Below are 11,500 nucleotides of genomic sequence, written 5' to 3' on the forward strand. Positions count from 1 at the left end.
CTCCGCGGCGGCGAACGCCGGCGCCACCACCGCACCGGCCGGACGGTCGCCGCACCCGGCGCCCCAAACCGGCGCACCGCAGCACACCACCGCGTACGCCCAGCAGGCCGGCCGCACCGCGTACCCGAACCAGCCCGGCCCGACGTACGGCGCACCCCAGCAAGGCGCCCCCCAGCAAGGCGCACCCCAGCAAGGCGGCCGACCCCCTTACCCCGCACCGGGCCAACCGCCGCACGGCAACCAGGCGTGGGGCGCACCGGCTCCCCACTGGACGCCCACCCCTCCGCCGCAGCGCCCGTCCCTCTTCGACCGCCTCAGCCAGGACGGCGCGGGCAGCAAGCTCCTCGCCTGGGTCGGCGGCGCGGTCACCCTGCTCGGCGTCGTCCTCCTGCTGATCCTCGCCGTCCAGCGCGGCTACCTCGGCCCGCTTCCCCGCGTCCTGACGGGTGCGGCGCTCGGCGGTGTGCTGGTCGGCCTCGGCTTGTGGCTGCACCGCACGCCGACCGGCCGCACCGGCGCGTTCGCCCTGGCCGCCACCGGCATCGCGGTGCTCTACCTGGACGTCGTCGCGGCCACCTCGATCTACGGGTACCTGCCCGTCGGCGGTGGGCTGGCCGCCGGTCTGCTCGTCGCGGCCGGCGGGCTGCTGCTGGCGCTGCGGTGGGACTCGGCGGCGCTGGCCATCGGCGTGGTCGCCGCCTGCGCCGCGTGCGCGCCGGTCCTCACGGAGGGCTTCACGCCGCTGCTGGTGGCGTTCCTGCTGGTGCTGAAGATCGCCGCGAGCCCGGTCCACCTCAAGCGCGACTGGCCGTGGCTCGCGGTCACGGCGGGCGTTCCGCCGCTGCTGGCCACGATCCTCACCATCAACCGCGTCGACGAGCCGCACGTGCTGGCCGGGATCGCCCTGCTGGCCGCCGTGATCGGCGTGGCCGCCGCCGTCCTCACCACGAAGGTCCGGCCGGACGACACCACGGCGCTCGCCCTCGCGGTCGGCTCGCCGATGCCCGCCCTGCTGACGACCGTCGTCCTCGACCGTCCTCTCGACGCCGTCGTGGCCGGCGCGGTCGCGGTGATGATGCTCGCGCTGTGGGCCGCCGGGCGGAAGGCGTTGCCGAAGAACTTCGGCGCGGCCGTGGGCGCGGTCGGCGTGTTCGCGTTGTTCCAGGCGACCGCGCTCGCCCTCGACGGCAGCACGCGCGCCGCCGTGGTCCTGGCCGAAGCGTTGTTGTTGGCGTTCCTGGCCAAGGTGCTCGCCTCGCGCGGCCCGCTGCTCGGGTCGGCGCTGTTCGGCGTGATCGGTTTCCTGCTCGCCGTCGGTGACGCCGTGCCGCCGCGGTTGCTGCTGGACGGTCCGCAACGCGTGGACACCAGCGGTTTCCTGGTGTCCGGCATGCTGACCTCCCTCGTCCTCGGCGCGCTGGCGGTGGTGCTGCCGTGGGTCGCGAGCAGGCTCCGCGTCCTCGGCCGGGAACCGCTGCCGTGGGTGGTGGCGGGCGTCGTGCTGCTGTACGCCGCGGCCGGGTTCGTGTTGTGCGCGGCGCTGCTGGTGTCGCAGGACGTGACCGGATTCCTCTTCGGTCACTCGATCGTGACGGTGTCGTGGACGGTCGCCGCACTGGTGCTCCTGGTGCGCGGCATCGACCGGAAGTCCCTGCGCGTGGCCGGATTGGTGCTGGTCGGAGCCGCGGTGGCGAAGCTGCTGCTGTTCGACATGGCCGCGCTGGACGGCATCGCGCGCGTCCTCGCGTTCATCGGCGCGGGTCTCGTCCTCCTGACAGCGGGCACGCGTTACGCCAAGCTGGTGGCAACTCGACGAATTTCGGCTGATTCGTAGCTCTCGGGATCCAAAACGGCCCGGACTGCGTCAACCTGGTGGTAGTTCTAAGTCGTCGGGGTTCGACCACCGGTGCCTCGCACCGGCAGGGGTCCGGCGTCGGTCGTTTCGCCCCCCGAGCGACCGGCGCCGGGCACACACGCCGCAGCCGCCGTCACGGGCGCGCGCGGATCACCCGGTCCGGCACAAATGCCACTCGTCCGTAGGACGAAGGTGGAACCCGACCGAGCGGCGGTGTTCCCATCCAGCCATGTGGGGACGACGACGCACCGCAGCCCTCGGCATCGCCGCCCTCCTCATCGCCGCCGGCCTCTCCACCTCGGGCCGGACGACCTCGCCGGTGGTGACCGCGGGCGGCGCGCCCGCGCCCAAGGCCTACGTGGTGGCGCACGGCGGGCGGGTGCAGGTGTTCGACACGTCGGACGGCGCGGTGCGCGGCAGCGCGAACACCGGGGCGTGGACGACCGGCGCCGCCGTCGCCGCAGAGGGCCGACGCGTGTACGTCGTCAACGGGTGGGCGGGCGTGATCACGGCGGTCGACCCGGTGTCCGGCGAGGTCGTCGGCCGGATCGACGCGGGCGCGCGCCTGGCCCAGGCGGTGCTGCGCCCCGACGGCGAACGGCTCTACGTCACCGGGAGCGGGTCGGTCGCGGTGGTGGACCCGGTGGCGTTCCGCCTGGTGGCGGCGATCCCGGCCGGCGGCCAGCCGCAGGGCATCGCGATCAGCCCCGACGGGGGCGAGCTGTACGTCGCGAACTCCCAGGACGGCACGGTCAGCGTGCTGGACACCGCCACCGCCAGCCCGAAGACCACGATCGACGTCGGCGGGATGCCGCGGCACGTGGCGATCAGCCCGGACGGCGACGCGGTCTACGTCAGCACGCTCGACCTCCGCGAGGGCACCGGTTCCGTCGCCCTGATCGACCCGCACGCCCGGCGGGTGCGCTGGACGACACCGGTCGGCAAGGGCGCGGGCGCCCTCGCGGTCACCCCGGACGGGCGGCACGTCTACGTCGCCCTGTCCCGCGAGGTCGCCGTGCTCGACGCGACGACGCGGGCCACGAAGACGTTGCCGTTCACCGTCGACACGCTCGCCATCGCGCCCGGCGACCGCCGCGTGTTCCTGGCCACCGGCGACACCACGACGGTGCTGGACAGCGCGGACAACGAGGTGCTGCGGACGTTCCGGTTGACGGGCCTGAACGACGGTGGCCGCGGCTTCGCGGCCACGGCCATCGCGTTCGAACCACCCGCCGGGTCCTAGCCGGACCGTCCGATCAGGACCGCCCGGCCGGAACCCGACCCGGGACCGCCGGGACCTACACCGGCTGCGGCACCTTCTCGTCCTCAGCGGGAGCCTCTTCGTGGATCGCCATCCGCTCCTGGATGCGCTTCAACGGCCCCGGCGCCCACCACACGGCGTCGCCGAGCAACTTCATCACGGCCGGCACGAGCAGCATCCGCACCACGGTGGCGTCCAGCGCGAGCGCCAGGATCATCCCGACCCCGACGAACCGCATCATCGTGATCTGCGAGAACGCGAACGCGCCGGTCACCACGATCAGCAGCAGCGCCGCCGCCGTGATCACGCGCCCGGTCTTCGCCAGGCCCGCCGTCACCGCCTCCTCGGTCGACGCGCCGCGCCCGCGCGCCTCGACCATGCGGGACAGCAGGAACACCTCGTAGTCCGTGGACAACCCGAACACCATGGCCGCCATCAGCACCACGATCCCGGATTCGAGCGGCATGGGCGTCACGCCGAGCAGCGACGCGCCGTGCCCGTCCTGGAACACCCACACCAGCACGCCGAACGTCGCGGACAGGCTCAGCGCGCTCATCACGACGGCCTTGATCGGCAGCAGCACCGAGCCGAACGCCAGGAACATCAGCACGAACGTCGCCCCGATCAGCAGCAGCGCCATCCACGGCAGCTTGTCGGCGATCGCGTCGAGGCTGTCGGACACCATGGCCGTGCTGCCGCCGACGAGCACCTCGTCACCGGGCGCGGTCAACGCGCGCACGTCGCTCAGCGCCTGCTTCGACTCGTCGCTCAGCGCGTCCTGGTCGAGCCCGGCGTTGATCAGCCACACGCCGTCGGCGCTGGGCGGTGCGGCGACCCGCGCGTCGCCCACGCCGGGGACCGCGCTGACGTCGGCGACGAACCGCTCCACGTCGGCCTGCGCGGGACCGCCGGTCACCACGATCTTCAGGCCGGAGTTGGACATCGCGGCGAAGTCGGTGTTGATCGTCTCGGCGGCGACGCGCGCCGGCGTGCCCTCGGGCAGCACCTTCTCGGTGACCTCGCCGAATTTCACGCCGAGGAACGGCGCGCCGAGCGCGAGGAGGACCAGCACGATCGGCAGGGCGACCAGCACCGGGCGCTTCATGACCCGGCCGGCGAGCCGCCGCCAGCCCGCGTCGGACGCCACCTTGGACTTGCGCCACGGCATGGCGAGCTTGTCCACGCGGTGGCCGAGGATGCCGAGCAGCGCGGGCAGCAGGGTGACGGACACGAGCGCGGCGATCGCGACCGCCGACATGCCGCCGTAGCTGAGGGACTTCAGGAAGCCCTGGGGGAACAGCAGGAGGCCGGCGAGCGCGACGACGAGGAGCGTCGCCGAGAACACGACGGTGCGGCCGGCGGACATGACGGTCCGGCGCACGGCGTCCGGCGTGCTCCGGCCCGCGGCCAGTTCCTCCCGGAACCGGCCGACCATGAACAACCCGTAGTCGATCGCCATGCCGAGCCCGAGCAGGCTGGCCACGTTGACGGCGAACGAGTTGACGTCGGCGGCGAACGAGACGGCGTGCAGCACGCCGAGCGAGCCCATGATCGCGAGCCCGCCGACGAGCACCGGCAGCGACGCGGCGACCAGGCCGCCGAAGATGATGATCAGCAGGACGAGCACGATCGGCAGCGACACCGCCTCGGCCTTGGTGAGGTCGTCGGCGGACATGTCGTTGATCGCCTTCTGGGTCGGCACGAGGCCGCCGACCTGCGCGTCGAGACCGTCGACCTGGAGCTGGTCGGAGATCTGCGCGTACTGCTTCATCTGCGTGTTCGAGTCGCCCGAGCGCAGCGTGATCACGGCGAGCGACTTGCCGGTGTCCGGCGCCACGAAGAGCGGGGGCACGGGCAGGGTGGCGTCGCCGGGCAGGCCGGACAGCTGGTCGTTGACCTGCTGCACGCGGGCGGGGTCGGCGGTGTCGTAGACGACGATGACGTCGCCGCCCTGCCGGCCGAACGCGTCCTGAGCGACCTCGTTGGCCCGCGCGGCCTCACTGCTCGGCGCCTCGTAGCCGCCCTGGCTGAGCCGGTCGAACACGCCGAGGCCCCAGATGCCGCCGACGACGGCGAGGGCCACGGTCGCGACCAGCACCACCCACCTGCGGCGGTACGCCAGCGATCCCCACTTCGCGAACACGCGTCCTCCCAGGCCTATGGGCTACCGTTGGGTGAATGGCGTCAACTTCGTAAACACCGTTCACCGACGTCCCGAAGTTATACCGAGTGAACACCGTTTACAACCTGATTGGGTGACATATGACCGAGGCCACGCGGCGAGAACGCCTCCGCGCGGAGACCGAGCGTGACATCAGGCGACACGCCCGCGCCCTGCTCGTGCAGCACGGCCGGGACGCCGTGACTCTGCGTGCCATCGCACGTGAACTCGGCATCACCGCGCCGGCGCTCTACCGGTACTACGACTCGCGCGAGGACCTGCTCCGCCGGCTCGCCGACGACATCTGCACCGACCTCGCCGCCGAGCTGAACGCCGACCTCGGCCAGGTCCCCGACGACGACACCAGCGGGCAGGTCTACGCGGTGTGCCGCGGCTTCCGGCGCTGGGCGCTCGCGCACCCGCAGGAGTTCGCGCTGGTTTTCGCGTCCACAGAGGACACCCTGGGGAAGTGCCACCCGACCGAGGACCACAGCCAGGTCGGCGACCAGTTCGGCCGGGTCTTCCTGGAAGTCGCGGGCAGGCTCATCGCCTCGCACCCGCTGCCCGACAACGTGGACGCCGACGTCCCGGAGTGCCTGCACGCGGACCTCGCCGCGTTCCAGCGCGTTCTACTCGCCACCGTGAACGACCGGGGCGTCGAGCTCGCCGACGACGTCCTGCCGCTCGGCGCGGTCTACCACATCACGCAGTCGTGGGTGCGGATCTACGGGCACGTCGCGCTGGAGGTCTTCGGCCGCTTCCCGTTCGCCGTGACGAACCCCGAGCCCATGTTCGACTCGATGCTGGCGCAGATCCTGGGCGAGATGGGTTTCCCTCCGCAACGGTGAAGTGCGACTTCCGGGCACACTTGCTGGGCCGTTCGAGGGCTTTTGCCCCTCACCGGGCAACGAGTGCGCGGGATCGCGGTTGCATGGGTCGTCCGCACGGCGGAGACGACTCGGGGCGGGATGGTGGCGGGAAGCGACAAGGGGTCCGGGGGCGTGGCGTTCGTCGCCGCGGTGCTCGTCGTCCTCGCGGGCGCGGGCGGCGCGGGCGGGGCGGCGTTGAACTCGGGCGCGAGCGGTGGCGGCGGCGCGGCCCCCGTGGAGAGCATCAGCGTCCGCAAGTGGGACGCCAAGCGCGCGGCGCGCGGCGGTGACACCGACGGCGCCATGCGGCACCTCGGCGTCGCCATCGCCAAGCAGGCGCTCAAGCAGGAGACCGACTGCCTCGGCAACTCGTTCGGCCAGGTGCGCGACTTCTTCGCGCGCACGCCGTGCACGTCGCTGGACCGCCTGCTGCTCGCGGTCGGCGACCACGCGGGCAACGCGGCCGTCGTCTCCGTGGTCTGGGTGACGTTCCCCGGCCGCAACCAGGCCAGGCAGTTCGACCGCGTGATCGACGAGCAGGGCTCCGGCGACGTGAAGCCGCTCAGCGGCGGCCTCGTCGGCCTGCCCGAGATCGGGTTCACCGCCCGGCACTACTGGTCGGAGACCAACGACACCACCATCACCATCGCCGAGGCCGAACCGGCGGCCGGGCAGGTCGAGCCGGACCTGCTCGACGCGATGACCGAAGTCGCCGCCCAGCTGCCGCGCCCGTGACCCCGGCGCAAGCGAACCCGGCGCACGCGAACGGCACCTCCGCGAACCCGGCGCACGCGAACCGCACGTCCGCGAGCCCGGCGCCCGTGAACGCCGAGCCCGCGGACCGCGCGGGAACTACAGCACCACGTTGACCAGCCGGCCGGGCACGACGATCACCTTGCGGGGCTCGCCGCCCGCCAGCAGCTCGGCCACCTTCTCCTCGGCCAGCGCCGCCGCCTTGACCTCGTCCGCCGACGCCGACGCCGACACCACCACGCGGGCCTTCACCTTGCCGTTGACCTGGATCGGGTACTCCACGGTGTCCTCGACCAGCAACTCCTCGTCGGCCTTCGGGAACGGGCCGTGCGCCAGGGACTCGGTGTGCCCCAGCCGCGACCACAGCTCCTCGGCGACGTGCGGGCTCAGCGGCGCCAGCATCAGCACCAGCGGCTCCGCCAGCACGCGCGGCGCGCCACCGGGGAAGTGCTTGGTGACGTGGTTGTTCAGCTCGATCAGCTTCGCGCCCGCCGTGTTGTAGCGCAGGTTCGCGTAGTCGTCGTGCACGCCCGCGATCGTCTTGTGCAGCAGGCGCAGCGCTTCCTCGCCCGGCTCCTCGTCCGTCACGCGCAGCGCGCCCGTGGTCTCGTCGACCAGGTTGCGCCACAGCCGCTGCAGGAACCGCTGCGCGCCGACGACGTCCTTCGTCGCCCACGGGCGCGAGACGTCCATCGGGCCCATCGACATCTCGTACAGCCGGAACGTGTCCGCGCCGTACTTCTCGCACATCTCGTCGGGCGTGACGACGTTCTTCAGGCTCTTGCCCATCTTGCCGTACTCGCGCCGCACCTCCTCGCCCTCGAAGAAGTACCTGCCGTCGCGCTCCTCCACCTGCTCGGCGGGCACGTACGTGCCGCGCGCGTCGGTGTAGGCGTACGCCTCGATGTAGCCCTGGTTGAACAGCCGGCGGTACGGCTCGTCACCGGACAGGTGGCCCAGGTCGAACAGCACCTTCTGCCAGAACCGCGAGTACAGCAGGTGCAGCACGGCGTGCTCGACGCCGCCGATGTACAGGTCGACGCCTCCCGGGTCGGTCGCGCCGTGCTCGGCGGTGCGCGGACCCAGCCAGTACTGCTCGTTCTCCGGGTTGACGAACCGCTCGGACTCCGTCGGGTCCACGTACCGCAGCTGGTACCAGCACGACCCCGCCCAGTTGGGCATGGTGTTGGTCTCGCGCCGGTACTCGCGCGGCCCGTCGCCCAGGTCCAGCTCGACGGTGACCCAGTCCTCCGCGCGCGACAGCGGCGGCGACGGCTCGGAGTTCGCGTCGTCCGCGTCGAACGTCCGCGGCGAGTAGTCGTCCACCTCGGGCAGCTCGATCGGCAGCATCGACTCCGGCACGGCGATCGGCGAGCCGTCCTCGTCGTAGACGATCGGGAACGGCTCGCCCCAGTACCGCTGCCGCGAGAACAGCCAGTCGCGCAGCTTGAACTGGACGGTGCCCTCGCCGCGGCCCTGCTCCTCCAGCCAGGCGATGATCTTCTTCTTGGCCTCGGCGACGTCCAGGCCGTCCAGGAAGCCCGAGTTCACCGCCGGCCCGGCGCCCGTGTACGCCTCGCCCTCGAAGTCCTCGGGCGGCTGCACGGTCCGGATGATCGGCAGGTCGAACGCCTTGGCGAAGTCCCAGTCGCGCTGGTCCTGGCCCGGCACCGCCATGATCGCGCCCGTGCCGTAGCCCATCAGCACGTAGTCCGCGACGTACACGGGGATGCGCGCGCCGTTGACCGGGTTCACGGCGTGGGCGCCGGTGAAGACGCCGGTCTTCTCCTTGTTCTCCTGCCGGTCCAGTTCGGACTTGCGGGCCGCGTCGCGCCGGTACGCCGCGATCGCGTCGGCCTGCTCGGCGGAGGCGATGACGTCGACCAGCGGGTGCTCGGGCGCCAGCACCATGTACGTCGCGCCGAACAGCGTGTCGGGGCGGGTGGTGAACACCTCGACGTCCACGCCCTCGGCGCCGTCGACCGCGAACTTGACCCGCGCGCCCTGCGAGCGGCCGATCCAGTTGCGCTGCATCGCCTTGACCTTGTCCGGCCAGTCCAGCCGGTCCAGGTCGTCGATCAGGCGGTCGGCGTACGCGGTGATCCGCATCATCCACTGGCGCAGCGAGCGCCGGAACACCGGGAAGTTGCCGCGCTCGCTGCGGCCGTCCGCGGTGACCTCCTCGTTCGCCAGCACGGTGCCCAGGCCGGGGCACCAGTTGACCGGCGCCTCGGACAGGTAGGCCAGGCGGTGCTGCCCCAGCAGCTTCTGCCGCTCCGGGCCGGTCATGTCCGCCCACGGCTTGTCCGGCGTCGCCCGCTCACCGGAGGCGAACTGCGCCTCCAGCTCGGCGATCGGCCTGGCCTTGCCCGCGTCCGCGTCGTACCAGGAGTTGAAGATCTGCAGGAAGATCCACTGGGTCCACTTGTAGTAGGCCGGGTCGATGGTGGAGACGCGCCGGCGCTCGTCGTGGCCCAGGCCCAGCCTGCGGATCTGCCGCAGGTACGTCTGGATGTTGTCCTCGGTGGTCTTGCGCGGGTGCTGGCCGGTCTGCACGGCGTACTGCTCGGCGGGCAGGCCGAAGGCGTCGAAGCCCATCGTGTGCAGCACGTTGCGGCCGTTCATCCGGTGGTACCGGGCGAACACGTCCGTGCCGATGAAGCCCAGCGGGTGGCCGACGTGCAGCCCGGAGCCCGACGGGTACGGGAACATGTCCTGCACGAACAGCTTGTCGGCGGGCACGTCACCCTCGAGCGGCCCGACCGGGTTCGGCGCGTGGAACGTGCCGCGCTCCTCCCAGTGCTGCTGCCACCGCTGCTCGATCTCGCCCGCCAGCTCGGCGGTGTAGCGGAAGGCGGGCGTCGCGTCCGCCGCGTCGGTGCTCATCGGGATGTCCCTCTCCATCGGTACCTGCCCCTGACATGACGAAACCCCCCAGCCCGGAAGGGGCATGAGGGGTTGCCGCGCGGACCTGGCTGTCGAGGTCTGCGCGGCTAGCTAAGGAGCAGGCGGGCCTTGCTCATGCCGTCAACGGTATCAGCGCAGCGCAAGCGCGATGAACCGGGTGAACTCCTCGACCGCGAAGTTGTCGTCGCTGACCAGCAGCAAGGTGCGCTCGCCGGACGGCAGGCGCGGCCCCCAGGCGAGGCCCTCGACGTTGTCGACCACCGGCAGCGGGAAGTCGTGCAGGTCGGCGAGCCGCTTCTTGCGGACCGGGCGCACGTCGTCGGCGAGGACGTCCTGGTGGCGCACGTCCGTGGCGCCCGCGACGTCGACCTGGAAGAGGCGGACCTTGTAGTCGGCGCCGGGCACCCAGCTGCGTTCGAGCGCGTAGTAGCGGCCGGGGACCTTCGGGTCGGCGAGGATCGCGGGCACGCCGGTGTCCGGGCCCCACGGTCCGGGCTCGGGCGCGGCGAACAGCGGTTCCAGCGGGTAGGCGTGCTGGCGGACGACCGAGCCGTCGCGGGTCTGCACGGTGAGGCGGGTCAGCGCGCCGCGGTCGGCGGTCGGCACGTCGCCGTCCTGCAGGAGCGGGCCCTCGACCACGCTGGTGACGAGGTTGCCGTCGGGGGAGAACGTGATCGCCTCGAGGGCGAGGTTGCGGCGCGGGCCGCGGTCGGGGGCGTAGGCGTAGTGCCGGGGCAACGGCAGGCTGCCCGCGTAGGCGCCGTCGCGCCGGGCCCGCTGGATGGACGGCTGGATCACGACCGGCCCCCCGGTCGCGGGCCGGTCGCCCTCCTGGCTCCACCAGTAGTCGCCGGTCAGGGGGTCGACGCGGATGTCCTCGGGGTCCACGGTGCGGCCGTCGTTCAGCGTCGGCGGCGAGTAGGTGCCGCCGTCGGGGTGGCGCAGGGCGCGCGTGCCGGTGATCCGGACGTCGTGCACGCCGGAGCCGTCGATGCGCAGGTCGGCCGTGTAGAAGCGGGCGGGATCGGTGTACGACCGGTCGTCGCTGATCAGGACGTACCCGCCGGTGGACGGGTCGCGGTCGACGCCGGACAGGCCGCCGACCGTGGTGCCCTCGAACCGCAGGGCGTGCGGCAGCGTCGTGTGGCCGAGGAAGCGGACGGGCGGGGCGGCCGAGGCGGCGGGCGCGGCCGTGACGAGCGCGGTGACGGCCACCGACGCGGCCAGCCAAGATCGAGTTCTCATGGTGGCGAGCTTCCCGACCGGGCCGGGCCGTCCGTAAGGACACCTTCGGGTGAAGCCGGGGCTGGTTCGACCAAGATCGAAGGACCGGCCTACCCTCGGGGGCGTGAACATCGTGCTGCCTGTGGTGCTGGGTCTGATCGGCGTCGCCTTCGGGACGATCGGCTTCCTCGGCGTGCGGGGCCTGCTGCACCGCAACCGCTTCTTCGGCGTGCGCACCAAGGCCACGCTGCGCGACGACGAGACGTTCGCGCTCGCCAACAAGATCGCCGGCGTGCCGAACGTGGCCGCGGGCGCGATCGCCCTGGCGTCGGCCGCCGCGGCCGCGCTGAACCCGGCGCTGCTGCCGGTCATCGGCCTCATCGGGCTGGTGGGCAGCGTCGTCCTCGCGGGCGCGGGCGGCGCGGGGGGCCACCGGGCCGCCGAGGCGATGCCCGAGCAGGCCCCCGCCG

Annotated in this window: 8 protein-coding genes; 5 read left to right on the forward strand and 3 right to left on the reverse strand. The window is 72.4% G+C overall.

Features of this window, described 5'->3' with window-relative positions; translation table 11 throughout:
- Together ACFQ3T_RS29255 and ACFQ3T_RS29260 are read left to right on the forward strand one after the other, a co-directional pair.
- Positions 1 to 1,834: DUF2339 domain-containing protein (locus ACFQ3T_RS29255; RefSeq protein WP_380728070.1), on the forward strand; the 1,834-nt coding region annotated here is incomplete at its 5' end.
- 250 nt (positions 1,835 to 2,084) lie between these two features.
- Complete coding sequence (locus tag ACFQ3T_RS29260) at positions 2,085 to 3,098, forward strand: YncE family protein (RefSeq protein ID WP_380728073.1); 1,014 nt, start codon at positions 2,085 to 2,087, stop codon at positions 3,096 to 3,098.
- Between the two features lie 55 nt (positions 3,099 to 3,153).
- Here ACFQ3T_RS29260 and ACFQ3T_RS29265 read toward each other — a convergent pair whose 3' ends face one another.
- Positions 3,154 to 5,259 carry an MMPL family transporter gene (locus tag ACFQ3T_RS29265; protein WP_380728075.1) on the reverse strand — a complete coding sequence of 702 codons (2,106 nt, stop codon included), beginning with the start codon at positions 5,257 to 5,259 and terminating at the stop codon, positions 3,154 to 3,156.
- Between the two features lie 119 nt (positions 5,260 to 5,378).
- On the opposite strand from ACFQ3T_RS29265, the gene ACFQ3T_RS29270 reads away from it, so the two are divergent.
- Positions 5,379 to 6,125, forward strand: coding sequence for a TetR/AcrR family transcriptional regulator (locus ACFQ3T_RS29270; protein WP_380728077.1), 747 nt, complete (start codon positions 5,379 to 5,381; stop codon positions 6,123 to 6,125).
- Between the two features lie 153 nt (positions 6,126 to 6,278).
- Positions 6,279 to 6,881, forward strand: coding sequence for a hypothetical protein (locus ACFQ3T_RS29275; RefSeq protein ID WP_380728080.1), 603 nt, complete (start codon positions 6,279 to 6,281; stop codon positions 6,879 to 6,881).
- A 117-nt stretch (positions 6,882 to 6,998) separates the two neighbouring features.
- Here ACFQ3T_RS29275 and leuS read toward each other — a convergent pair whose 3' ends face one another.
- Together leuS and ACFQ3T_RS29285 are read right to left on the reverse strand one after the other, a co-directional pair.
- Positions 6,999 to 9,785, reverse strand: a complete 2,787-nt coding sequence (leuS, locus tag ACFQ3T_RS29280; protein WP_380728082.1) for a leucine--tRNA ligase — start codon at positions 9,783 to 9,785, stop codon at positions 6,999 to 7,001.
- Positions 9,786 to 9,935: 150 nt separating this feature from the next.
- Positions 9,936 to 11,051 carry an esterase-like activity of phytase family protein gene (locus ACFQ3T_RS29285; RefSeq protein WP_380728083.1) on the reverse strand — a complete coding sequence of 372 codons (1,116 nt, stop codon included), beginning with the start codon at positions 11,049 to 11,051 and terminating at the stop codon, positions 9,936 to 9,938.
- A 103-nt stretch (positions 11,052 to 11,154) separates the two neighbouring features.
- Here ACFQ3T_RS29285 and ACFQ3T_RS29290 point away from each other — a divergent pair.
- On the forward strand, positions 11,155 to 11,500 hold a 346-nt coding region (locus tag ACFQ3T_RS29290), incomplete at its 3' end, for an SdpI family protein (protein ID WP_380728085.1).

It is taken from the genome of Saccharothrix hoggarensis (assembly GCF_042678885.1).
GTDB classification, from domain to species: Bacteria; Actinomycetota; Actinomycetes; order Mycobacteriales; family Pseudonocardiaceae; genus Actinosynnema; species Actinosynnema hoggarensis.